Annotated in this window: 22 protein-coding genes and 7 tRNA genes; 7 read left to right on the top strand and 22 right to left on the bottom strand. The window is 63.6% G+C overall.

What is annotated here, in order from left to right; translation table 11 throughout:
- Positions 1 to 160: 160 nt before the first annotated feature.
- The 7 genes from EPD80_RS09190 to EPD80_RS09160 form a co-directional block, all read right to left on the bottom strand.
- Positions 161 to 237 (bottom strand) — tRNA-Asp (locus EPD80_RS09190).
- A 13-nt stretch (positions 238 to 250) separates the two neighbouring features.
- A tRNA-Glu gene (locus EPD80_RS09185) sits at positions 251 to 326 on the bottom strand.
- Positions 327 to 343: 17 nt separating this feature from the next.
- Positions 344 to 419, bottom strand: a tRNA-Ala gene (locus EPD80_RS09180).
- Between the two features lie 22 nt (positions 420 to 441).
- Positions 442 to 518, bottom strand: a tRNA-Asp gene (locus tag EPD80_RS09175).
- A 13-nt stretch (positions 519 to 531) separates the two neighbouring features.
- A tRNA-Glu gene (locus tag EPD80_RS09170) sits at positions 532 to 607 on the bottom strand.
- An 18-nt stretch (positions 608 to 625) separates the two neighbouring features.
- Positions 626 to 701: transfer RNA gene (locus EPD80_RS09165), tRNA-Ala, on the bottom strand.
- Positions 702 to 782: 81 nt separating this feature from the next.
- Positions 783 to 875: transfer RNA gene (locus tag EPD80_RS09160), tRNA-Ser, on the bottom strand.
- 120 nt (positions 876 to 995) lie between these two features.
- Between EPD80_RS09160 and EPD80_RS09155 the strand changes: the two genes are divergently transcribed.
- A complete protein-coding gene (locus EPD80_RS09155) occupies positions 996 to 1,376 on the top strand; it encodes a hypothetical protein (protein ID WP_142811250.1) in 381 nt (126 codons plus the stop codon).
- A 13-nt stretch (positions 1,377 to 1,389) separates the two neighbouring features.
- Here the strand turns inward: EPD80_RS09155 and EPD80_RS09150 are convergent, their stop codons facing one another.
- Complete coding sequence (locus EPD80_RS09150; protein ID WP_142811248.1) at positions 1,390 to 2,427, bottom strand: aldo/keto reductase; 1,038 nt, start codon at positions 2,425 to 2,427, stop codon at positions 1,390 to 1,392.
- An 80-nt stretch (positions 2,428 to 2,507) separates the two neighbouring features.
- Here EPD80_RS09150 and rlmM point away from each other — a divergent pair, with 80 nt between their 5' ends.
- Positions 2,508 to 3,572 carry a 23S rRNA (cytidine(2498)-2'-O)-methyltransferase RlmM gene (gene rlmM, locus EPD80_RS09145; protein WP_142811246.1) on the top strand — a complete coding sequence of 355 codons (1,065 nt, stop codon included), beginning with the start codon at positions 2,508 to 2,510 and terminating at the stop codon, positions 3,570 to 3,572.
- Between the two features lie 81 nt (positions 3,573 to 3,653).
- Positions 3,654 to 4,985, top strand: a complete 1,332-nt coding sequence (locus EPD80_RS09140; protein WP_142811244.1) for a DEAD/DEAH box helicase — start codon at positions 3,654 to 3,656, stop codon at positions 4,983 to 4,985.
- Between the two features lie 9 nt (positions 4,986 to 4,994).
- Here the strand turns inward: EPD80_RS09140 and EPD80_RS09135 are convergent, their stop codons facing one another.
- The 6 genes from EPD80_RS09135 to EPD80_RS09110 all read right to left on the bottom strand — a co-directional run bounded on the left by EPD80_RS09135 (position 4,995) and on the right by EPD80_RS09110 (position 10,509).
- Positions 4,995 to 5,696, bottom strand: coding sequence for a transglutaminase-like domain-containing protein (locus EPD80_RS09135; RefSeq protein WP_142811242.1), 702 nt, complete (start codon positions 5,694 to 5,696; stop codon positions 4,995 to 4,997).
- Entirely contained in the window at positions 5,693 to 6,583 is an 891-nt protein-coding gene (locus EPD80_RS09130) for an SDR family oxidoreductase (RefSeq protein ID WP_142811240.1), read from the bottom strand. The genes EPD80_RS09135 and EPD80_RS09130 overlap by 4 nt, the downstream gene beginning before the upstream one ends.
- A 105-nt stretch (positions 6,584 to 6,688) precedes the next feature.
- A complete protein-coding gene (gene guaA, locus EPD80_RS09125; protein ID WP_142811238.1) occupies positions 6,689 to 8,257 on the bottom strand; it encodes a glutamine-hydrolyzing GMP synthase in 1,569 nt (522 codons plus the stop codon).
- A 4-nt stretch (positions 8,258 to 8,261) separates the two neighbouring features.
- Positions 8,262 to 9,722, bottom strand: coding sequence for an IMP dehydrogenase (gene guaB / locus EPD80_RS09120; RefSeq protein ID WP_142811236.1), 1,461 nt, complete (start codon positions 9,720 to 9,722; stop codon positions 8,262 to 8,264).
- 54 nt (positions 9,723 to 9,776) lie between these two features.
- A complete protein-coding gene (locus EPD80_RS09115) occupies positions 9,777 to 10,073 on the bottom strand; it encodes an RnfH family protein (RefSeq protein WP_221928931.1) in 297 nt (98 codons plus the stop codon).
- On the bottom strand, positions 10,066 to 10,509 hold the full coding sequence (locus EPD80_RS09110) for a type II toxin-antitoxin system RatA family toxin (protein ID WP_142811232.1): 444 nt from the start codon (positions 10,507 to 10,509) through the stop codon (positions 10,066 to 10,068). The genes EPD80_RS09115 and EPD80_RS09110 overlap by 8 nt, the downstream gene beginning before the upstream one ends.
- A gap of 71 nt (positions 10,510 to 10,580) precedes the next feature.
- Between EPD80_RS09110 and smpB the strand changes: the two genes are divergently transcribed.
- Together smpB and EPD80_RS09100 are read left to right on the top strand one after the other, a co-directional pair.
- On the top strand, positions 10,581 to 11,027 hold the full coding sequence (gene smpB, locus EPD80_RS09105) for an SsrA-binding protein SmpB (RefSeq protein WP_142805051.1): 447 nt from the start codon (positions 10,581 to 10,583) through the stop codon (positions 11,025 to 11,027).
- Between the two features lie 215 nt (positions 11,028 to 11,242).
- Entirely contained in the window at positions 11,243 to 12,034 is a 792-nt protein-coding gene (locus tag EPD80_RS09100; RefSeq protein ID WP_142805050.1) for an enoyl-ACP reductase FabI, read from the top strand.
- A gap of 44 nt (positions 12,035 to 12,078) precedes the next feature.
- Here the strand turns inward: EPD80_RS09100 and EPD80_RS09095 are convergent, their stop codons facing one another.
- Positions 12,079 to 13,668 carry a peptidylprolyl isomerase gene (locus EPD80_RS09095; protein WP_142811230.1) on the bottom strand — a complete coding sequence of 530 codons (1,590 nt, stop codon included), beginning with the start codon at positions 13,666 to 13,668 and terminating at the stop codon, positions 12,079 to 12,081.
- Positions 13,669 to 13,825: 157 nt separating this feature from the next.
- Between EPD80_RS09095 and EPD80_RS09090 the strand changes: the two genes are divergently transcribed.
- Complete coding sequence (locus tag EPD80_RS09090) at positions 13,826 to 14,158, top strand: DUF3579 domain-containing protein (RefSeq protein ID WP_142811228.1); 333 nt, start codon at positions 13,826 to 13,828, stop codon at positions 14,156 to 14,158.
- A 45-nt stretch (positions 14,159 to 14,203) separates the two neighbouring features.
- On the opposite strand, the gene rpsT is transcribed toward EPD80_RS09090, so the two are convergent.
- Positions 14,204 to 14,467: a 30S ribosomal protein S20 gene (gene rpsT / locus EPD80_RS09085; RefSeq protein ID WP_142805047.1), complete on the bottom strand. Its 264-nt coding sequence runs from the start codon at positions 14,465 to 14,467 to the stop codon at positions 14,204 to 14,206.
- Between the two features lie 72 nt (positions 14,468 to 14,539).
- Between rpsT and murJ the strand changes: the two genes are divergently transcribed.
- Positions 14,540 to 16,093, top strand: coding sequence for a murein biosynthesis integral membrane protein MurJ (gene murJ / locus EPD80_RS09080; RefSeq protein ID WP_142811226.1), 1,554 nt, complete (start codon positions 14,540 to 14,542; stop codon positions 16,091 to 16,093).
- 15 nt (positions 16,094 to 16,108) lie between these two features.
- Here murJ and EPD80_RS09075 read toward each other — a convergent pair whose 3' ends face one another.
- From EPD80_RS09075 to nuoL, 6 genes are all read right to left on the bottom strand, one after another.
- Complete coding sequence (locus EPD80_RS09075; protein ID WP_142811225.1) at positions 16,109 to 16,603, bottom strand: outer membrane protein assembly factor BamE; 495 nt, start codon at positions 16,601 to 16,603, stop codon at positions 16,109 to 16,111.
- 198 nt (positions 16,604 to 16,801) lie between these two features.
- On the bottom strand, positions 16,802 to 18,049 hold the full coding sequence (locus tag EPD80_RS09070; protein WP_142811223.1) for a 6-phosphofructokinase: 1,248 nt from the start codon (positions 18,047 to 18,049) through the stop codon (positions 16,802 to 16,804).
- Entirely contained in the window at positions 18,046 to 18,621 is a 576-nt protein-coding gene (locus EPD80_RS09065) for an NUDIX domain-containing protein (protein WP_221928930.1), read from the bottom strand. Before EPD80_RS09065 ends, EPD80_RS09070 begins: the two co-directional genes overlap by 4 nt.
- 7 nt (positions 18,622 to 18,628) lie before the next feature.
- A complete protein-coding gene (gene nuoN, locus EPD80_RS09060) occupies positions 18,629 to 20,101 on the bottom strand; it encodes an NADH-quinone oxidoreductase subunit NuoN (RefSeq protein ID WP_142805043.1) in 1,473 nt (490 codons plus the stop codon).
- 32 nt (positions 20,102 to 20,133) lie between these two features.
- On the bottom strand, positions 20,134 to 21,621 hold the full coding sequence (locus EPD80_RS09055; RefSeq protein ID WP_142811221.1) for an NADH-quinone oxidoreductase subunit M: 1,488 nt from the start codon (positions 21,619 to 21,621) through the stop codon (positions 20,134 to 20,136).
- 58 nt (positions 21,622 to 21,679) lie between these two features.
- Positions 21,680 to 23,680 (bottom strand): NADH-quinone oxidoreductase subunit L, encoded by a 2,001-nt coding sequence (nuoL, locus tag EPD80_RS09050; protein WP_142811219.1) that lies wholly within the window; start codon positions 23,678 to 23,680, stop codon positions 21,680 to 21,682.
- Position 23,681: the final 1 nt, after the last annotated feature.

Below are 23,681 nucleotides of genomic sequence, written 5' to 3'. Positions count from 1 at the left end.
GGTGCTCGCTCCCTCGCCTATCCACTCGATATGTCTCGGTCGCTGCGCTCCGTGCGCCTTGCGCTTCATCCCGCTCGCTCATTTCTTCAGCGTTTCCCCAGCAGCGGGGTGCGCGTAGACGCAAAAAAGCGGGCACGAAGCCCGCTTTTTTGCGAAGAACTGGCGGAGTGGACGGGACTCGAACCCGCGACCCCCGGCGTGACAGGCCGGTATTCTAACCGACTGAACTACCACTCCGCACTCATGAACCTGGCGTCCCCACGGGGATTCGAACCCCGGTTACCGCCGTGAAAGGGCGGTGTCCTAGGCCTCTAGACGATGGGGACCCGTAAAACCGTTTCCCTGGTGGAGGTGAGCGGAATCGAACCGCTGACCTCTTGCATGCCATGCAAGCGCTCTACCAACTGAGCTACACCCCCGACGAAGCACCTGCGGTATTCCTGGCGGAGTGGACGGGACTCGAACCCGCGACCCCCGGCGTGACAGGCCGGTATTCTAACCGACTGAACTACCACTCCGCACTCATGAACCTGGCGTCCCCACGGGGATTCGAACCCCGGTTACCGCCGTGAAAGGGCGGTGTCCTAGGCCTCTAGACGATGGGGACCCGCACAACCGTTTTCTCTGGTGGAGGTAAGCGGAGTCGAACCGCTGACCTCTTGCATGCCATGCAAGCGCTCTACCAACTGAGCTATACCCCCGGCAGAAGAGCGCGCATGGTAGCAAAAAAACCATTCGCTGTAAACCGGTTCCGCACGCCTTGCGGCATTGCCAACGAAACCTGGCGGAGAGGGCGGGATTCGAACCCGCGTGCCGGTTTTACCCGGCCATCCGATTTCGAGTCGGCGCCGTTATGACCGCTTCGGTACCTCTCCGAGAGGATGGAATTATACTCACACCGTGGAGAAAAATCCAGACGGCACTCGAGATCAAGTTTTTCTCCATGGAACCGTCAACCTCGTTGCATCACACCCTTCACCTTCAGGAAGCCCTACATGCCTCGCCTACTGCCCCTACTTTGCTTGAGCGTGGTTCTGCTCGCCGGCTGCGACACCTTCTATGACGCCATCGGCCTCAACGACGCCAAGAAGGCCGAAGCGGAGGCCAGGGCGATCGGGGCTGCCTGCCGCCACGCCGGACGCTCACTCGAAGATTGCTATGCCCTCAACCCCAACGCCTCGAAGTCGGCGATCTTCGAGGGATGGCGGGAAATGAACGATTACATGCTGCAGAACAACCTGCGCGAAGTACCCCCGGTGTTCGTCCCCACCGAACCGCTCAAACGCTCGCAGCCCATCATCCCCAAGCCGGAAAGCGCGCCCGGCGCTCCGGCTCCCGGAACACCACCGTCCACGGCCGCCCCACCGGGCCGTTAGCGTTCAGTCCTTCTCAAGGCGCCGGATTCGTATAGCGCAGGTGGATTTCATCGATGCGCGCGAGCACCTCCGGACTCGGGCGCCAATTCCATGCCTGCAGGTTCTCCTCCAGCTGCTCGGGGCGAGTCGCACCGATGATGGTGCTCGTCACGCAGTGGCGATGATAGACCCAGCCCAGCGCGAGCGTGGCCGGGCTCACTCCCAGCTCGCGCGCAAGCTGCGCGTAGGCCTCGACCGCCGGCTGGACATTGGGTTTGGTGTAGCGCTGCCCAAAACCAGCAAAGCGCGTCAAACGCCCCTCGGCATGAGGGTCAGCAAGATACTTGCCGCTCAAAAGGCCAAAAGCGAGCGGAGAATAGGCGAGCAAGCCCACCCGTTCGCGGAAGCAGACCTCTTCCAGGCCATACTCGAAGGTGCGGTTCATCAGATGATAGGCGTTCTGGATCGAGACGATGCGCGGCAAACCATGCTCTTCGGCTAGGCGCACGAACTGCATCACGCCCCAAGGATGTTCGTTCGAGACGCCGACGTAGCGGATCTTTCCTTCCTCGACCAGCTTGGCGAGCGCTTCGAGCTGGGCGCGGATCGGCACCATCGGTCGCTCCTTGTCCGGATCAAACCGCCATTGTCCGAACATCGGCTGGTTGCGATCCGGCCAGTGCAGCTGATAGAGATCGACGTAATCGGTCTGCAAGCGCCGCAGGCTGCCTTCGATCGCCTCGCGCAGATTACGCTCGTCGAACCCGCTGGGACCACCGCGGATCCACGTCAACCGCCGCCGCGGCCCTGCCGCCTTGGTGGCGAGGATCACTCGATCGCGCGGCTTGCGTTTGAGCCAGGTACCGACAATGCGCTCCGTCGCCCCGTAGGTCTCGGCGCGCGCCGGCACGGGGTACATCTCCGCCGTGTCGTAGAAATTGATCCCGGCCTCCCAAGCGCGATCGAGCAGCGCGTGCGCCTGTGCCTCGTCGTTCTGTTCCCCGAACGTCATCGTCCCCATGCAGATCGCCGACACCTGCAAGGCACCCTCTCCCAGCGTGCGATATTCCATGCTCGTTCTCTCCTTCGTCGAAAAGCGCGCCGCTGCCGGCACGCCGCGGTATCATTGCCATTTCGCTCGTAGTGTACGCCATGCATTCCCCGCCGCAAGGGTTGATCGCCCTCACCCGCCCAGGTTTCGAGCCCGAGGCCGCCGCCGAACTGCGCCGCTGGGCCGACGCCCAAGGCGTCCCTGTCGAATTGACGGTACAGACGCGCAGCGGCTACGTGCTTCTGGATGCCCGTGCCCCACTGCCGGACGAGATCTCCCTGCCCTCCTGGCGCGAGCTCGTCTTCGCCCGCGAGTGCCTGCCCTGGTTCGATCGCCTGACGCTGCCGGAGCGCGATCGGGTACGCCCCTTGCTCGAGAACGTCGTGCACCATCACCCCCGCACGCGCTTCTCCGCCCTGCGTCTCGCCTTTCCCGATAGCGACGAAGGACGCACTCTCTCCGGTTTCTGCCGCCGCCTGCGGCCGCACCTCGAAACGGCGCTCACCGAGGCCGGCAAGTTCGCCGAGCGCGCCCGCGACGTGCTCGTCGTCTTCTTCCCTTCCTCGCGCGAAGCCTTTTTGGGTAATGCTCCCGCCGCGCTCCTCTCTCCCTGGGAAAACGGCATTCCGCGGTTGCGCCTGCCGGCGGAAGCCCCCAGCCGATCGGCGCTCAAACTCGCCGAAGCGCTCCTCGTGCTGCTCGACGAAGACGAACGTGCTCGCTGGCTGCGCCCCGGCACGAAAGCCGTGGATCTGGGCGCCGCCCCGGGAGGCTGGACCTGGCAGATGGTCCAGCGGGGATTGCGCGTGAGCGCGATCGACAACGGCCGGCTGGATGCGCGGCTCCTCGCCTCGGGACTCGTCGACTGGCAGCGCGCCGACGGGTTTACCTGGCGCCCGCGCGGTCGCGTCGATTGGCTACTGTGCGACATGGTGGAGCAACCCAGCCGCATCGCCGAGCTCGTCGGCCGCTGGTTTGCCCAACGCCTGTGCCGCTACGCCCTCTTCAACCTGAAACTCCCGATGAAAAAACGCCTCGAAGCGCTAGAAGACGCCCGCAAGCGGCTACAGCGGCTCACGCGCGAGGCCGGCGGCATCGAGCTGCGTTGCAAGCAGCTCTACCACGACCGCGAAGAAGTCACCGTCTTTGCCCGAGCCTTGGCTTGAGTTCGCCGCCGATTGCCCGATGCCGGCGTATAATTTCTTGTCTTTGCCATTTTCTTCCGTTTCTGGAGCGCACGACCTCCGATGACTTTCTCTGAGCTTGGGCTTCTGCCGGAACTGCTTGCCGCCGTCAACGACCTCGGTTACACCGAACCCACGCCAATCCAGGCCCAAGCCATCCCGCGCATTCTCGCCGGCAAGGACCTGCTCGGCGCAGCCCAGACCGGCACCGGCAAAACCGCCGGATTCACCCTGCCGCTGCTGCAGCGCCTCGCGCCCCACGCCAACACCTCGGCGAGCCCCGCCCGCCACCCCGTGCGCGCGCTCGTACTCGCCCCCACGCGTGAGCTGGTGTTGCAGGTCTATGAATCCGTGCGTCAGTACGGCAAACATCTGCCACTGCGCGCCGCGGCGATCTATGGCGGCGTGGACATCAAGCCGCAGATCGAGGAACTGCGCCGCGGCGTGGAGATCGTAGTGGCCACCCCGGGACGGCTACTCGATCACCTCGAACAGAAGACCATCCAGCTCAACCAGGTCGAATTTCTCGTCTTCGACGAAGCCGACCGGATGCTGGACATGGGGTTCATGCCCGACATCCGCCGCATCATGGAGCGCTTGCCGCGGGAACGCCAAACCGTGCTCTTCTCGGCCACTTTTTCGCCCGAAATCAAGAAACTCGCCCAACAGCTATTGCGCGAGCCGGAAACGATCGAAGTGGCGCGGCGCAACACGGTGAGCGAGACCATCACGCACCGTGTCGTGCGCTGTGAGGCCGCGCACAAGCGCGAAGCGCTCGTCGAACTGCTGCAGCGCCACCCCGGCCAGGCGCTCGTCTTCGTCGACACCAAAATCGCCTGCGGACGGCTCGCCTCTCTCCTGCAACGGCGAGGCATCCAGGCCGAAGCGATCCACGGCGACAAATCCCAGCAGCAGCGTTTCGAGGTACTCGAGTCCTTCAAGAACGGCTCGCTGCGCGTGCTCGTGGCCACCGACGTCGCCGCCCGGGGTCTGGACATCGAGGAACTGCCCTTCGTCATCAACTACGCCCTACCCTCCAACCCCGAAGACTACGTGCACCGCGTCGGACGCACCGGGCGCGCCGGCCACGAAGGCTTGGCGATCTCGCTCGTCGATGCGAGCGAAGAGGAGCGGCTGCAGGCGATCGAAAAAATGCTCGGTCGCCCCATTCCCGCCGAAACGCTGGAGCCCCCACCACGCGAACGGCGCACCGAACCCGCCCGCCGTCGCAGCGCCGAGCGCAGCGGACGCGCCCCCGACGGTTTCGACTTCTCCCGGCCCTACGAACCCAGAGGCGACAACGCCCCTTTTGCAATGAAAGAACCGGTAGCATCTCGCGCCGAAAGCAAGAAAGCGGTGCCGGTGTTGCTGGGCGGCAGCGGACGCGCCCGGTAAGACCTGGGCTCACATCCCCTGAGCCTCGGCTTGAAAATCTCCCTTGACCGACCCCGCCCAACGCTCGTAACCGGGATAATGTTCGGCCCAAGCCGCGAGCATTTCTTCGCGGGGGAGGTCGGCGAAGGTGCCGCGGTCACGCACGTATTCCATGTGGCGACGGCCAGCGACGTCGAACTCGTGAAAGAGCGAATCGTGTCGTCCGTCGAACTCCAGTGGTTTGATGCCGGCTTTTTCACACAGAGTACGATTGAAGGCCGGGGTAGCTTTCACCCACCGGCCATCAATCCACAGCTCGGTGTAGCCATGAAAAACGAACAGGTCGGTGCCCATGGCCTCGCGCAGGCGCGGGCTAGTGAGGTGGTTGCGCACATCGGCATAGCCCACCCGGGCAGGAATCCCCACGACGCGGGCTGCCGCCGCCAGCAAGGCCGCCTTGGGCACGCAGAAGCCACGACCGACTTCGATCACTCGGCTCGCCTTGAGGGCCTCGACGGAGGTATCGATGCCGTAAGGATCATAGAGAAATTCGTCGCGCACGGCGTAATATAAACGCACCGCGGCTTCGCGCACGTTTTCACACCCTTCGACCCGGGCGCAGGCAAATTCGATCACCGCAGGATGATCGCTGTCGACGAAGACACCGGGGCGCAGATAAGGGGCAAAGGCGGCAGAATCCGCGAGGTTCGCGGCAAAGAAAGGGCGATTCATTGCTGTTCTCCCGTTTCGGGCTGTAGGCAGCGCGGTGGCCGATAGAGCAAAAAGCCGTTGAACGGCTTGGAGCGGTCGTGGGGAATCAACGTCCAGGTCGGCCGGGCGTTGGGTACACCGCCATCGACCCGAATGCAGGAACCGGTGATGAAGGCAGCCGCCTCACACAAGAGGAAGACGATGGCCGCCGAGACTTCGGCTTCGGTCCCATAGCGCTGCAGCGGGACTTTCGTCTGTAGGCGGCGCAACTCCTTCTGCATCGCCTCATCGTAGGTATCGAAGCCGCTGCTGGCGATCCACCCCGGAGCCACGGCATTGACGCGCACACCCGAGTGGGCCCATTCACAGGCGGCGGTCTCGGTGAAATTGAGCATGCCGGCGCGAGCGGCGCCGCTGTGCGCCATGGTCGGCATCCCGCCCCAGATGTCGGCGATGATATTGACGATGGCGCCGCCGTTCTGCTCCATCCATTGTGTATAGACTTCGCGCGAGACGAGAAAGCCCCCGGTGAGGTTGTTCTTGACCACCGCTTCCCAGCCCTTGAGCGTGATATCGCGGGCGCGGGCGGGGAATTGACCGCCGGCGTTGTTTACGAGGCCATCGATGCGGCCGTGCTGAGCCAACACTTCGGCCACCATCGCCTTGACTGCCCCCTCGTCGCGAATGTCACAGGAGTGGATCGTCGCCTGACCGCCGCCGGCTTCGATCTCCCCTTTGACCGCTTCGAGCTTCTCGAGGCGACGTCCCACCAGCGCGACCCTAGCCCCGAGGTTGGCCAACTCGTGCGCCGTGCAGCGACCGATGCCGCTTCCCCCGCCCGTGACGATGACGCTCTGGCCGGCGAACAAACCGGGCCGGAACACCGAACGATACGTTTCGACTGCCATTCCCTGTCTCCTTCCTTGGCTTGGATTACCCCGCAGCCTCAGCACTGCGAATAGGTCAATATGTTTATCCAAGTATAACCCAAACTCGAAGAAGGAAACGCAGCCTCACTCCCACTCGATCGTCGCCGGCGGCTTGCCGGAAATATCATAGACCACGCGGTTGACGCCGGCCACCTCGTTGATGATGCGGTGTGATACCTGGGCGAGCAACGCGTGCGGCAGCTCCGCCCAGTGCGCTGTCATGAAATCCTGCGTCTGCACCGCGCGCAGGGCGATCACGTGCTCGTAAGTGCGGGCGTCCCCCATCACGCCGACGCTGCGCACCGGCAGGAACACGGCAAACGCCTGGCTCACCTTGTCGTACCAGTCGGCGCGGCGCAGCTCGTCGATGAAGATGGCATCGGCCTGGCGCAGGGTGTCGGCGTACTCGCGCTTCACTTCCCCGAGGATACGCACCCCCAGCCCCGGTCCGGGGAAAGGATGGCGATAGACCATGTCGTGCGGCAGCCCCAGGGCGATGCCGAGCTCCCGCACCTCGTCTTTGAAGAGCTCGCGCAGCGGCTCGAGGAGCTTGAGGTTCAGGGTCTCGGGTAGCCCCCCCACGTTGTGGTGGCTCTTGATGCTTGCCGCCTTCTTCGTCTTGCCCCCGGCCGATTCGATCACGTCGGGATAGATGGTCCCCTGGGCGAGCCAGCGCGCACGCGGCAACTTCGCCGCCTCTTCCTGGAAGACTTCGACGAAGATGCGCCCGATGATGCGCCGCTTCTGTTCCGGATCGGCCACGCCGGCGAGCGCCGAGAGAAAGCGCTCGCTCGCATCGACGTGGATCACCTTCACGCCCAGATTGCGCGCGAACGTCGCCATGACCTGCTCGGCCTCGTTGAGGCGCAGCAGGCCGTTGTCGACGAAGACGCACGTGAGCCGATCGCCGATGGCGCGGTGAATGAGCGCCGCGGCGACCGACGAATCCACCCCGCCGGAGAGCCCCAGGATCACTTCCTCGTCACCGACCTGCGCGCGGATGCGGGCAATGGCCTCGCCGATGAAATCGGGCATGGTCCAATCGCGTCCGCAGCCGCAGATCTCGTGCACGAAGCGCTCGAGCATCTCCTTGCCCTTGAGCGTGTGCGTGACTTCAGGGTGGAACTGCACGCCGTAGAAACCGCGCGCCTCGTCGGCCATGGCGGCAATCGGGGTGGACTCGTTGCTGCCGATCACGGTGAAACCCGGCGGCAACTCGACCACCTTGTCGCCGTGGCTCATCCATACCTCCAGCACCGCGTGCCCTTCCTCGTCGCGGCGATCGGCGAGCGATCCGAAGAGGCGGTTCGGGGCGGTGACGCGGACCTGGGCGTAGCCGAATTCGCGCTTGCCGCTCGCCGCTACTTTGCCACCCAGCTGCTCGGCCATGGTCTGCATGCCATAACAGATGCCCAACACCGGCACCCCCAGCGCAAAAACGATCTCGGGCGCGCGCCAATCGAGCGCCGCGTAGGCCGAATTCGGCCCGCCGGAAAGGATGATTCCCTGGGGCGCGAAGGTACGGATGAAGTCCTCGCCCACGTCGAAAGGATGGATCTCGCAGTAGACCTGCGCCTCGCGCACGCGCCGGGCGATGAGCTGGGTGAGCTGCGAGCCGAAATCGAGGATCAGGATCTTGTCGTGTCGGGTCATGGGATCATTCGACGTGGTAATTGGGGGCTTCTTTGGTGATCTGCACGTCGTGCACGTGGGATTCGCGCACACCGGCCGCGGTGATCTCGACGAACTGCGCTTTTTCCTGCAGCTCGGCGATGGTGCGGCAGCCCAGGTAGCCCATGGCCGAGCGCACGCCGCCCACCAGCTGGTGGATCACCGCACTCACCGGCCCCTTGTAGGGCACCCGACCTTCGATGCCCTCCGGCACCAGTTTCTCCACGTTGGCGCTCGCGTCTTGGAAATAGCGGTCGGCCGCTCCCTGCTGCATCGCCCCGAGCGAGCCCATGCCGCGGTAGGCTTTGTAGGAGCGCCCTTGATAGAGCACGGTCTCGCCGGGCGCCTCTTCGGTCCCCGCGAAGAGGCTACCGAGCATCACGGAATCGGCCCCGGCCGCGAGCGCCTTGGCGATGTCGCCCGAATAGCGGATGCCGCCGTCGGCGATGAGCGGCACGCCGGTACCGGCCAGCGCCGTGGCCACGTCGTCGATGGCGGTGATCTGCGGCACGCCCACCCCGGCGACGATGCGCGTGGTGCAGATCGAGCCCGGGCCGATGCCCACTTTCACTCCGTCCGCGCCGGCATCGAGCAATGCCCGCGCCGCCTCGGCGGTGGCAATGTTGCCGCCCACCACCTGCACTTGGGGATAGGTGCGCTTGACCCAACGCACACGATCGAGCACCCCTTGCGAGTGGCCGTGCGCCGTATCGACCACGAGCACGTCCACGCCGGCGGCCACGAGCAACTCGGCGCGCTCCTCGGTGCCGGGCCCCACACCGATCGCCGCCCCCACGCGCAGGCGGCCCTGCTCGTCCTTGGTGGCGAGGGGATGTTCGCTCGATTTCTGGATGTCTTTGACCGTGATGAGCCCTTTGAGCGTATCGTGCTCGTCGAGGATCAGCACGCGTTCAAGGCGGTGACGCTGCATCAGCGCCTTCGCCTCTTCGAGCGAAGAGCCTTCTGGCACGGTGACGAGCCGCTCACGCGGGGTCATGATGACGGACACGGGTGCCTCGAAGCGCGTCTCGAAGCGCAGATCGCGGTTGGTGACGATGCCCACCACTTTGCCGTGCTCGACCACCGGCAGCCCCGAGACCCCAAGCTGGCGCGTCAACGCCAGTACTTCGCCCACGGTCATCGTCGGCGGAATGGTCACCGGATCCTTGAGAATGCCCGATTCGAAACGCTTGACCTTGGCGACTTCCGCCGCCTGTTGCTTGGGCGTGAGGTTCTTGTGGATGATGCCGATGCCGCCTTCCTGGGCGAGCGCGATCGCCAGGCGCGCTTCGGTGACGGTGTCCATCGCGGCGGACACCAGCGGCAGATTCAAGCGGATGTCGCGCGTGAGCCGGGTGGAGAGGTCCGCGTCGCGCGGCAGAATGGCAGAATGGGCGGGAACGAGGAGGACGTCGTCGAAGGTGAGGGCTTTCTTCAGCAATCGCATGGTACAGTCCTTGGACCAAAACGGAATTATACCGGCGAGGCAGCTTCGAGAGGGCTAGTTTTTGTTGCGAGACGTTCGGGCGCGACGCCGGCGCACCGCTTTCGGGTCGGCGATGAGCGCGCGAGTGAGTTCCAGCCGGTCACCCTCGGCAAGGGGCGTCTCCGGCGGCACGAGCCGGCCGTAGAGGCTGCACGCGCGCTCCCAGTCTCGCTGCAACGCCGGATGCCGTTCGAGCACCCCCGAGCGCAGCACGGCATCGCGCACCGTCGCCCCTTCAGGCAACACGAGCGATACACGATCGATCACCCCCGGGGCGGGGGCGCAGACGAGCTCGATACGCAGTTCAGTCACTGCCTTCCCCCTTGATCTGACGAGCCCGGCGCACGAAGGCATCGATGAAAGTGGCCGCGATGCGATTGAACACCGGCCCCAGCACCTTCTCCAGCACGCGCGACGAAAATTCGTAGGAGAGGTCGAACTCCACGCGGCAGGCCTGCTCCCCCAGCGGCACGAAGCGCCATTCTCCCTCCAGGCGGCGAAAAGGCCCCTCCTTGAGGCGAATGCGCATGCGATGGGGAAATTCCTTTTCGTTGACCGTGGTAAAGTGGGTCTTGATGCCATGGAAATCGACGTGCAGCGTCGCCTCGGTTACCTCATCCGTGCGTCGGTGCAGCTCGACCCCGCCACACCAGGGCAGGAACTCGGGGTAGTCCTCGCAACGGTCGACGAGTTCGAACATCGTCTCCGCTGGGGAATCGATCAAGACGCGCTTGTGGACTTCGGCCATCCGTGCCCTTTCGCCGGCTGCTCACCTATAATTGGGCGATTCTACCCCAGCACTTCACCGGAACGTCGTCCATGAGCATCGTCGAAAACCGCAAGGCACGCCACGATTACTTCATCGAGGAGACGTTCGAGGCCGGCATCGAGCTGCAGGGCTGGGAAGTCAAGGCGATCCGCGCCGGCCGCGTAAACCTCAAAGAGGCCTACGTGATCGTCAAAGACGGCGAGATCTTCCTGCTCGGCATGCACGTCACACCGCTGGCGAGTGCCTCGACCCACGTCCACCCCGACCCCACGCGCACCCGCAAACTGCTACTGCACCGGCGCGAGATCGATCGCCTCGTCGGCCAGGTAGAACGCGCAGGCTATACGCTCGTACCCCTCGATCTGCACTTCTCCCGCGGCCGCATCAAAACGACGATCGGTCTGGCCAAGGGCAAGAAACTGCACGACAAACGGGAGGCCGAGAAAGAACGTGACTGGCAGCGCGAGAAGGCACGCCTGATGCGCGAGAAGCGTTGAGGATCACGGACGCCACGAAAACCGCTACGCGCGTTTGCCGAGCAAGGCGCCCGAGGCACGGAACGCAAGACAAATCACAAAGATGGCCGAGCAGCCGAACCCGCATAACGACGCGATCGGACCGCACGACGTACGATTCACCGGCGCCGATAGAATGCCCCTTCGGGCTTGCCGTATAATCGCCGCCATAAGATAACCATGACGGAGCACACCCAATGGGCTTTCTCACCGGCAAAAAGATCCTCATCACGGGGATGATGAGCAACCGTTCGATCGCCTATGGCATCGCCAAAGCGATGCACCGCGAAGGTGCCATCCTTGCCTTCACCTACCAGAACGAACGCTTCGAGGAACGTATCCGCAAGATGGCGTCTGAATTCGGCTCGGAGCTGGTCTTCCCGCTCGACGTCACCGACGATGCGCAAATCGAAGGGCTGTTTACGGCGATCAGTCAATACTGGGACGGCCTCGACGGCCTGGTGCACTCCATCGCCTACGCCCCCACCGAAGCGCTCGATGGCGATTTCCTCGATGGGTTCACCCGTGAAGCCTTTCGCATCTCTCAGGAAGTGAGCGCAGCGAGCTTTCCCTTGCTCGCCAAAGCCGCCAGGCCGATGATGCGGGGACGAAACGGGTCGCTCCTCACCCTCACCTACCTTGGCGCCGTGCGCACCATGCCCAACTACAACATCATGGGGCTGGCGAAGGCGAGCCTGGAAGCGGCCGTGCGCTACATGGCTGCCTGCCTCGGGCCCGAAGGCACGCGCGTCAATGCCGTCTCGGCCGGTCCCATCAAAACGGTGGCCGCCTCTGGCATCGGCAGTTTCGGCAAACTGCTGCGCTTCAACGAGCACAATGCCCCGCTGCGGCGCAACGTCACCATCGAAGAGGTGGGCAATGCCGCCGCCTTCCTCTGCTCGGATCTGGCAAGCGGCATCACCGGCGAAATTCTCTACGTCGACGGGGGGTTCAACACCACTGCGCTCGGCAACCCCGAACAGGAGTAAACCGGCAATGAGCTTCTGCTGCGCCGGGCCTTACCAGCGCAGGGTCATTGTGCCGTCGTGAGCGCCTGCAGCGCCTCACGGCGGATCACTACCGGGTGGCGCGCTTCCAGCGTTCTCAGCCAGGCGCGCCACTCGACGTTGCCTACCACCGAGCGGATGCGCTCACCGGCAAAACGCACCATGGGGTCGTCTGCCTGTAATTGCGGACGCCGCGCTCCCTCGATCCGTACGAACCAGTGATCACCGTTCTCGGCTTCCCAAGCAAGGTAACGGGGCCAAGGCGCAACGGCCCTGAAAACCTCATCGACGAGCTCGGGCGGCAACACGCTGGAGGCTCGGGTCACACTACGCGCGGGCTGCCAGGACAGCTCGGGGAGCGCTTCGCCCTGCGTCAGCCGATCCAGCCATAGCGGCGCCAGCTCGCGCAGCCGCTCTCGTCCTTTTTCTCGCGCCAAATCCTGGGTCACTCGCTCGCGCGCCTCGTCGAACGTCATCTGCCTCGGCGGAACGTATTCGGCCACCCGCACTGCGGCGAGCTTGCCCGGCGCGAGTTCGATCGGATCGAGATTCTGTCCTTCCTTCGCTTGCGCTTCCTGAAGGGCCGCGATGAGTTTGTCGCTCTTCACGCCGGCGATTTCGACTTCCTGCAGAGGGACGAGCCCCGTCTCGTGGATCTCCAGACCAAAACGTTCGGCCACCGGATCGAGCCGGTCGATCGCCTCGAACACGGCGTTACCCAGCTCCTCGTGCAGCTCCCCGTAGCGTACCCTCGCCTGGCGAGCGCGCCAGGAATCGGCCAACACCTCTCGCACGTCCGCGAAAGCCCGTAGTTGCTGGGTAGCCGGATCGCGAAACAGCTCTGGCGCCTGCTCATAGAGAGAGCGCAAGTCGGACTCGCTCGGCGTCAGCGACCGTCCGATCTCTGCTTCATCGACGAGCAAGTATTGCAGCCGGACCTTGGCCGGCTCGACGTAGCGCGAGGCATTCGCCTCGTAGTAGGCACGCAAGTCATCCTCCGAGAGGCGAGCGGGATCGGCTTCGTGCAGCGCCGTACGTACCGCCACGCGCACTTCACGCTCTTCGAGCTGCTGTGCCACCAATTGCAGCATTTGTTCGCGCGGGACGATGGCCCCCTGCGCGATCGGCTCCACCAGACGCTGGACCGCGAGATCCTGTGCGAGCATCGCTTCGAACGCCTTGGGAGTCAGTCCCTGAGCTCGTAACACGGTCTCATAGCGCGTGTAGGAAAATTGACCGTCCTGCTGAAACACCTCGAAGGATGCAATCGCGCGCTGCAAGGTCTCGGGCGTCACCACCACCCGCGCCCGGGCAGCCTCGGCCTGGACCAGACGACGTTCGATGAGCTCGCGCAGTATCATCTCGACGAAGACGGGGTCGCGTGCGATGCGCACGTCGAAGTTCGCGCCGAACTGCTGACGCAATTGCGCCGTACGATCTTCCAGTGCGCGCTGCAATTCGGCCACGGTCACGACCGTATCCCCTACCTTGGCCACCTCCAGACGATTGGGCCCGCTGGAGAAATAGTGTTCGACTCCAAAGAAAGCAAAGGGCAGAATCAACAAAAGCAGGATGCCTTGGGCGATGCGTTTCTTCTTGCGAATGACCTCGAACATGGAACCGCCTTCCTTTACGATGAGCGCAGGACGGCCATGCGCCCCTGCAACGAAAGGGCGATTATCGCATCAAACTTCGGATGAGTGGGGGTGTGGCGGGCTGGGCTATAATGGCTTTTTCTGTTCGAGGCCGGGACGACAATTTGGCAGGCCATCCATGAAACCCAATGTACATAATTTCTTGATCATCGGGCTCACTTCCGAAGGCAAACGGTTCCGCCCCAGCGACTGGGCCGAACGCCTGTGCGGCATCATGTCGCAGTTCGGCGCCGACCACAAGATGCGCTATTCCCCCTACGTCCAACCCGGCCCCGACGAAAACGGCGCCAAGACCGTACGAGTCGACGCCCGTCTCTACGACATCGAACCGCTCGCCTACCACTTCTTGCTCAATTTCGCCAAAGACAACGACCTTCAGCTAAGATTCCTCGAAGAAGAATCCTCGATTTCCAACGGCGGCGAGCGGAAAAATGAAAAAGGCAGCCTTTGAGCTGCCTTTTTCGCACCGAGGGGGCGATCCCTGTCGGGCGACTTCTCAGCCGAGCGCCTTGATCCGCGCCATCAACCGACTCTTGTAGCGTGCAGCGGCATTCTTGTGAATGATGCCCTTGCCAGCCATCGAATCGATCACACCCTGAGAGGACTGGAAAGCAACGAGCGCTTGTTGCTTGTCACCAGCGGAAAGCGCCCGCCGAACCGCTTTGATCGCGGTACGCAGACGCGAGCGCAGACTGCGGTTGTGCGCGCGGCGCTTGAGCGCCTGACGGGCGCGCTTGCGAGCTTGAGCCGTGTTGGCCATGTCCTTCAACCCCGAAATACTTGGAAGAAACTATAATTTTAGCCTTTCCGCCATTCCGATGCAACCAACACGATGAATCTGTTGCGCGCGCTGGCCACCGTCAGCGGCTTTACCCTGGCATCCCGCATTCTCGGTTTCGTGCGCGACCTTCTGATCGCCGCCGTCTTCGGTGCCGGCCCTGCCACCGACGCCTTCTTCGTCGCCTTTCGACTGCCGAATCTCTTGCGGCGGCTCTTTGCCGAAGGGGCGTTTTCCCAAGCGTTCGTGCCGGTGCTCGGGCACACCCGCGAGCGCCACGGCGCTCGCGCCATGCAAACGCTGATCGATCGCATCTTCACCCTGCTCTTCACCTCCGTGAGCGCCGTAACGCTCTTGGGAATCCTCGCCGCCGCGGTCCTCATCTCCGTTTCCGCTCCCGGATTCCTCGCTCAGCCCGAAACCTTTGCGCTCGCCGTGTCGCTGACGCGAATCACCTTTCCCTACATCTTGTGCATGACCCTGGTGGCGTTTTCTTCGGCCATCCTCAACACGTGGGGCCGGTTCGCGGTACCGGCAGTCACGCCTGTGGCGCTCAACCTCTCCTTCATCGCTTTCACGGCGCTCGTGCTCGCCGGCCCGCCCCTCTTCTCCGTGCCGGTGAAGGCGCTCGCGTGGGCCGTGCTCGTTGGTGGACTCGCCCAGGTGTTGATTCACGCCGTTGCTTTACGGCGGATCGGCATCTGGCCTCGTTGGGACTGGGCACCGCGCGACGAAGGCGTGCGCCGCGTGCTACGGCTCATGGCCCCAGCCGTACTCGGGGTTTCGGTCGCTCAGCTCTCGCTGCTCATCAACACCGTATTCGCCTCCTTGCTACCCAGCGGCAGCGTCTCCTGGCTCTACTATGCAGATCGCCTCATGGAGTTTCCTGCCGGGCTCTTGGGAGCGGCGCTCGGCACCATCCTCTTGCCGAGCCTGTCCCGAGCCCACGCGCGTGCCAGCCAAGCAGACTACCGAGCTCTACTCGACTGGGGACTTCGCCTGACGGTGCTCCTCACGCTGCCCGCAGCGGCGGGCATGGCCCTGCTGGCCGAACCCCTCGTGAGCACCCTCTTTCAGCGTGGGGCCTTTGGGGTACCAGACGTAGCAGCCACCAGCCGCGCGCTCCTCGCCTATGCCATCGGGCTTACGCCCTTGATCGCCGTAAAAATCCTCGCCCCGGGATTCTATGCCCAACAAAACGTGCGCACGCCCGTGCAAATCGCTGTGATCTCGCTCGTGGCCACTCAAGCCATGAACGTGGTGTTCGTCTTCGTCCTGCAGCTCGCGCACGCGGGTCTGGCGCTGTCGATCAGTCTCGCGGCCTGGCTCAATGCGGCGCTGCTGCTCCGGGGGTTGTGGCAGCGCAACACCTACCGCCCCCTCCCGGGCTGGGGAAAATTTCTTTTCCGAGTCATGTCGGCTACGATCGTGCTCGGAGCCATCGCCTGGATCGGGGCACAAATGGCTGGCGACTGGCCCCATCTACCCTCCCTCGAACGCGCCCTATGGCTTTCTGTGCTCCTGGCCGCCTGCGGCCTCGCCTATTTCGGCACGCTCTACGCTTTGGGGATGAGATTGGCCGAGTTCCGCCGCCAAGGCGGTGCGTGACGAGGCACGGTGCGCCTACATCGCGTCGGGATCGAGCCAACCATAGACGTAGCTCACGCTGGTGCGCTCGACCACGCCATTGCGGAAATGCACGTTGAAAAGTGTGAAAAGCACCCCGCGCCACTCGGTCTTGATGTTCCAGTCCCACACTTCCTCGCCCGAAAGCCTGAAGTAACGTTCGCGGCGATGCGTCCCCAGAATACGGGAGACCTCGGCCTTGGTCATACCCGGCTTGACCCGCTCCAGGTTCTCGGGCGCAAGAGCATCGTACTGCTCGACGATACGCCCCTCAGCATCCACCGTGTACATCCAACAGGTCCAACCATAAGGTTGCGTGGCGTATTCCAGGGTCCGCGTGCCGTCGGGATTATCCCAAACCCGCGTGGGCGAACCGCGTGCGGCAAGGAGCTGCGCCTCCGTCTCGAAGACGGGCGTATGGATGAGCGGTGTCGTGCATGCCCCCAGCAGCACCGCAACGATGACAACGACGGGCAATAACCGGGCGCGCATCCTCGTCTCCTGTCTCCATAGTCTCAAGGAAATTATAGGGCACCTCGAATAACCTGCTGCGCGGCTGCATGGCGGCGTTGCGCGGTGCTCGGATGCTCGCCTATCTGGGTGATATGTCTCGCATCCTGCGCTCCGGGCGCCTTGCCCTGCAGCCGTTCGCGACGGTTCTTCGAGCTACCCTATAGTCCCGCCATCCGATCAAGGCATGGACCAAGGCGTACAGCGCTTCGGCAGGCTCTCCCAGACAGGCAAATGCACGTCCGGCAATCCACCACGGCAAGGGGTAGGCAAGGTTCCTTCGATGAGGGGCAAGAGCCAACGCGAAAAAGCCTCGTTTACGCCACAGCCGGCGGTATCGATCCATTGGGGCGGAAAGCCTCGCTCGCGGTTGGCCGGCGTATCGATCGGCACCGTCACGCACCGATGACGGCAAGGGGCTTCGTCGAGGCGCTCCACCGCCACCATCACCGCCGAACTGCCCCCGAGCGCCGTTTCCACGGCGAATTCACCCAGGCGAGCGGCCACCTCGTAATCGACTGGGCTTGCCCAATGCGCCGCGGCCCGCTGCAGATAATCCGGTACGGCGACGTGATACTTCACACCGAATTCCTGCGCAAGCCGCTGCGCGAGCGCCATTCCCGCCCCGCCGAGTTGCACGTAGCGCCCCTCCTCCACCCCGCGCATCGACAGCAGTCGCCCCGTTTCGTCCTTGACCCCTTCGGCGACGACGAGGGAGCAAAAACCGAGGCGGGAGAGCGCCTCCTCCACGCGAGGGAAAACCGCTTCAGGACGAAAAGGCGTCTCCGGCAGCAACACCAGGTGCGGCCCTTCGTCGGGCGCGAACCGCTGCACGAGCGAGGTACTGGCGGCGAGCCAACCGACGTTGCGCCCCATCGTCTCCATGACGAAGAGCCGAGGCTTGCGCACGTAAAGAGAGGCCAGATCGAGGCTTGCTTCGAGATAGCTCGTGGCGAGATACTTCGCCGCCGAAGGATAACCGGGAGAAAAATCGGTGCCGAGGAGATCGTTGTCGATGGTCTTGGGCACCCCCACCACGGTGAGGGGATAGCCCAAGCGTTGCGCGCTCAGGTGCAACTGGCGCACCGTGTCCATCGACCCGTTGCCGCCGTTGTAGAGCAGCCAGCGCACCTCATGCGCCTCGAGCACGGCAAAGAGCCGCTCGTGGAGCGCCGGCGCTTCATCGAGCGGCGGTAGGTCGAAACGGCAGGAACCGAAGGTCCCGCCCGGCGTGCGCGAGATGCGCGCGAGCACGGAAGAATCGAGCGCACCGGGCGCGACGAGCTCCTCTTCGAGCACACCGAGGATACCGTGCCGGGCGGCGAGAAACGGCACCCCGGACGCGGCGCAGGCGCGCATCACGCCCACGGCGCTCGCGTTGATCACCGCCGTCATTCCGCCCGATTGGGCGTAGAGGAGCGCGCTCATGGTGTGGGCAGCCCGAGCGCACGTAGCCGCGGCAGCGCGAGCAGGATCGCCGAGAGCGTCTTGCCGTCGATGATCTCACCGGCGAAGATCGCCTGCCACAGGCGCGGCAGCGGCCAGTGCAGCACCTCGAGGAATTCGCCATGATCGAGACGACGGCGACCGGCACGCAGCCCGCGGGCGAGAAAGACGTGAATCACCTCGTCGGAATAGCCGACACAGGGATGGAAGCGCCCGATCGCTTCCCAGTGCTCGGCCGTATAACCAGTCTCCTCTTCCAGCTCGCGCCGAGCACAATCGAGCGCGGGCTCGCCTGCATCGAGCTTGCCTGCCGGCAGCTCGACGATGCTGCATCCCAGGGGATAGCGGAACTGGCGCTCCAGCACCACTTCGCCTGCGTCGGTGAGCGCGATCATCGCCGCGGCGCCAGGATGGCGCAGATATTCGCGCGTCGTCTCGTGCCCATCGGGGAGACGCACGCGATCGCGCAGCACGCGCAGAAAACTTCCTTCCCATACCGTGTCCGAGGCCAGCGTCCGCTCGCGCAGGAGGTCGTCGGCCGAGGACACGGGCACGCCTCGCTCAGAAGGACGTGAGCACGGCGTAGCCACACACCGCCATCAACCCCTGCGGCATGAGTCCCGCCACCGCCAGCGTCAGGGCATTGGCCGAGAGCAGCACGCGCGTCTCGCTGGAGGCGATGAGCGCCGTGCGATCCATCGGCTCATCGAAGTACATCACTTTGACCACCCGTAAATAGTAGTATGCACCGATCACCGACATGATCACGGCGAGCACGGCGAGCCAGGTATGCCCCGCGCTGACCACCGCTTCGAGCACGGCGAACTTGGCGAAAAAGCCGAGGAAAAAGGGGATGCCGGCCATGGAGAACATGACGAGCATCATCATCGCCGCGAACCAGGGACTACGGCGGTTGAGTCCCTTGAAGTCGTCGATGTGCTCGGCCTCGAACCCGGTACGCGCGAGCAACAACACCATGCCGAAGCTCGCCAGGCTCATGAGTGCGTAGGACACGGCGTAGAAGAGCGCCGAGCTATAGGCATTGAAGACCTGTTGATGACCGCCATCGGTGACGCCGGCGAGCAAGCCAAGCAGCACAAACCCCATGTGGGAGATGCCCGAGTAGGCGAGCATGCGCTTGATGTTGCTCTGGGCGATCGCCGCGAGGTTGCCGAGCACGATAGAGGCCACCGCGAGCAGCATCAGCATGGGTTGCCAGGTCTCGGCCAGACCGAAAAAACCACCAACGAGCAATCGCACGGCCAGGGCAAAGGCTGCCAGCTTGGGCGCCGACGAGATGAGCAGCGTCACCGGCGTCGGAGCACCGTGATAGACGTCGGCCACCCACATGTGGAAGGGCACCACGCCGAACTTGAAGGCGATGCCGGCCACGAGGAAGGCGAGACCGAACTTGAACACCAACTCATCGCCTGCCCCCAGGGACACCGCCTGGCCCACCACGCCCAGATCGAGCGAGCCAGTGGCGCCATAGATCATCGACATACCGTAGAGGAGCAGTCCCGAGGAGATCGCCCCCAGAACGAAATACTTGATCGCCGCCTCGGAACGCAAACCATTGTCCCGGTCGAAAGCAACCAGAGCGTAGAGCGCCAGCGTCATCATCTCCAGGCCGAGATAGAGGACGAGCAGGTTGTTGGCCGACACCAGGATCATCGCTCCCAGCATCGACAGCAGCATCAACACGTAATACTCTGCTTTCTCCAGCCGCCGTTCGATGAGGTAGAGCCGTCCGTAGAGAAGCGAGGCGAACACCGACAGGTAGATGAAGAGCTTGAGCACCTGGCCGAGCCAGTCCGAAACGTACATCGTGCCGAAGGTGTAGCGCACCGTCGGGTCGTCGACCGAAAAGACCGTGATGAAGGCAGCGCCGATGACGGTGAGCTGCGCCAGCGCATAGCCGAGCTCCCGGCTGATGCGGCGCAGGAAAGTCCCCGTCACCATGACGACGAGCGCCATCACCGCCACGAAGATCTCGGCAGCTGCCAAGGAGAAGTCCGGTCGTTCGAATTCCATGTTCTATCCCGTCCCAGCGTAGAGGGCTTGACTCAGTGCAGTTTGCCGGCGGCCACGTGCCGCAGCAGTTCATCGACGGAGGCGTGCATCACGTCCAAGAGCGGCGCCGGATACACCCCCAGCAGCAACACGAAGAACGCGAGCACCGCCAGCATCCAAAATTCGCGCGCCCCGATGTCGTCGAGCGCCGCGACGCGGTCATTGGCCACCGGACCGAAGACGACGCGCTTGTACATCCACAGCGAGTAGGCCGCGCCGAGGATGAGCGTAGTGGCGGCCACGAAGCCGATCCAGAAGTTGGTCTTCACCGCGGCGAGCGCCACCATGAATTCCCCGACGAAACCGCTAGTGGCCGGCAAACCCGAGTTGGCCATGGCGAAGAGCAGGAAGAAGGCCGCGAACTTCGGCATGACGTTCACCACTCCGCCGTAGTCGGCGATGCGCCGAGAATGCATCCGATCGTAGAGGACGCCGATGCACAGGAACATCGCCCCCGACACGAACCCATGCGAGATCATCTGCACGATGGCCCCTTCCACCCCAAGCCGGTTGAACAGGAAAAAGCCCAAGGTGACGAATCCCATGTGCGCGATGGAGGAGTAGGCCACGAGTTTCTTCATGTCCTCCTGCACCAGGGCGACGAAGCCGATGTAGACCACGGCGATCAGGGACAGGGTCACCATCAGCCACTGGAAACTCATGGAGGCATCCGGCGCGATCGGTAGGGAAAAGCGCAGGAAACCATAAGCCCCGAGTTTCAACGCGATCGCCGCCAGCACCACCGAGCCACCGGTGGGCGCTTCGACGTGCGCATCCGGCAACCAGGTGTGCACCGGCCACATCGGCACCTTGACGGCAAAGGCCACGAGGAACGCCAGGAAGAGCAGCTGCTGCGTGCGCAGATCGAGCGGCAGCCGGTGCCAGTCGAGGATCTCGAAGCTGCCGTTGGAGGCGTAGAAGAGATAGAGCAACGCCACCAGCATCAGAAGCGAGCCGGCGAGCGTATAAAGGAAGAACTTGATCGCCGCGTAGACCCGGTTCGGTCCGCCCCAGATGCCGATGATGAGATACAGCGGAATGAGGGAAGCCTCGAAGAAGACGTAGAAGAGCACGGCATCCATCGCCGAGAAGATGCCGTTGATGATGCCGGACATGATGAGGAAGGCGGCCATGTACTGCGCCACCCGCTCCTGGATCACCTGCCAGCCGGCGATCACGACGATGAGCGTGACGAAGGAATTGAGCAGCACGAAAGGCATCGAGATGCCATCCACGCCGAGGTGATAGCGCACTGAATAGCGGGGAATCCAGTCGCGGATCTCGACGAACTGCAGCGCCGAGGTGCCCGCATCGAACTGGAACCACAAGGGAAGCGTCACCGCGAAGCCGAGCGCCGCCGCGAAGAGACTCGTCACCCGCGCCAAAGGCGCGTTGCGGTCGTTCCCTCCCACCGCCAGCACCAGCAGCCCCCCGAGGATCGGAATCCAGATCGCCAAACTCAATAAAGGAATTCCCGCCATATCGCTCTTCCGTGTGCGCGTCGTCTTGGTATCGTAAAAATCGGGACCTGATCCCGCCTCAATGTCCGCCGTAGATGAACCAGAGCAACACCACCATGCCGACGATCATCGCGAAGGCGTAGTGGTAGAGCCGCCCGGACTGCAAGGTGCGCGCCGCAGCAGCGATCTCACCCACCATGGAAGCCGAGCCATTGACCACGGCTCCGTCGATGATGGTGCGATCGCCGATCTGCCAGAGGAAACGCCCAAGCAACCGCGCCCCGCCGGCAAAGACCACCTCGTTGAATCGGTCGAAATAGTACTTGTTCTCCAGCAGCACGTAGATCGGGCGGAACGTGCGCGCGAAGAATTCCGGCACCTGCGGACGTACCAGGTAGCAGAACCAGGCGAACACGACGCCGGCGAGCGCGAGCCAGAACGGCGCCGTGGTGAAACCGTGCAAAGCCATCGCCAGAGGCCCGTGGAATTCCTCGGCGAGTTTCTCCATGGCCGGGTGTTTCTCGGCGAGCACCTGAATCGCGTCACCGAACCAACCACCGTAGAGCATGGGCTCGATCGTGAAATAGCCGATCACCACCGAGGGAACGGCCAAGAGCACCAGCGGCACCGTCACCACGGCAGGGGATTCATGCGGTTTCTCGCCCGGCGCCAGCCCATGATGCTCGTCGTGACCATGCGCCTCGTGCCCATGGTGCGCTTTCTCGAAACGCTCCTTGCCGTGGAAGACGAGGAAATACATGCGGAAGGTGTAGAACGCCGTGACGAAGACGCCGGCGAGCACGCAGAAATAGGCGTACCCCGCGCCGAAGACGTTCGCCTCGGCCACCGCCTCGATGATGGTGTCCTTGGAGTAGAATCCGGAGAAGAAGGGCGTGCCGATGAGCGCGAGCGAGCCGATGAGCGCCGTGATCCAGGTGATGGGCATGTACTTGCGCAAGCCCCCCATGTTCCGCATGTCCTGGTCATGGTGCATGCCGATGATGACCGAACCGGCGGCGAGGAAGAGCAGCGCCTTGAAGAAGGCGTGCGTCATGAGGTGGAACACCGCCGCCGAATAGGCCGACGCGCCCAGCGCCACCGTCATGTAGCCGAGCTGCGACAGGGTCGAATAGGCCACCACGCGCTTGATGTCGTTCTGCACGATCCCGAGAAAACCCATGAAGAGCGCGGTCGTGGCGCCGATGATCAGCACGAAGGAGAGCGCGGTGTCGGAGAGCTCGAAGAGCGGCGACATACGCGCCACCATGAAGATACCGGCCGTGACCATGGTCGCGGCGTGGATGAGCGCCGAGATCGGCGTCGGACCTTCCATCGAATCCGGCAGCCACACGTGCAAGGGGACCTGGGCCGATTTGCCCATGGCGCCGACGAAGAGCGCGATACAGATGGCGGTCACGAGCGGCCAACCGGTGACCGTCTCGGTGAGCCCCGCCAGATGCTCGGCCTTGGCAAATACTTCGACATAATCGAGAGAACCCGCATAGGCCGCCACCAGACCGATACCCAAGAGGAAGCCGAAGTCGCCGACGCGATTGACCAAGAAGGCCTTGAGATTGGCGTAGATGGCACTAGGACGCGTGTACCAGAAACCGATCAACAAGTACGACACCAAGCCCACCGCTTCCCAGCCGAAGAAGAGCTGCAGGAAGTTGTTGGCCATCACCAACATCAGCATCGAGAAGGTAAAGAGCGAGATGTAGCTGAAAAAGCGCGTATAGCCCGGATCATCGGCCATGTAGCCGATGGTGTAGATATGCACCATCAGCGACACGAAAGTGACCACGAGCATCATCATCACCGTGAGCGGGTCGATGAGGAATCCCACCTGGAAGGAGAGCCCATCGCTCGTACCCCAGACATAGAGCGGCCCGTTGAACGTGTTACCCGCCTGCACGTCGAAATAGATCGCGATCGAGGCGAGGAAGGACACGAGCACACCGAGGATGGTGACCGTATGCGCCCCACGGCGCCCCACCCAGCGACCGAAGAGCCCCGCCACGATGGAACCCACCAGCGGCGCGAACGGGACCAGGAGATAGAGCGTTTTCATTTCGTTCATC

This window comes from Tepidiphilus olei (assembly GCF_006980705.1).
Classification (GTDB): domain Bacteria; phylum Pseudomonadota; class Gammaproteobacteria; order Burkholderiales; family Rhodocyclaceae; genus Tepidiphilus; species Tepidiphilus olei.
This window is presented reverse-complemented; position numbering and strand designations above follow the sequence as displayed.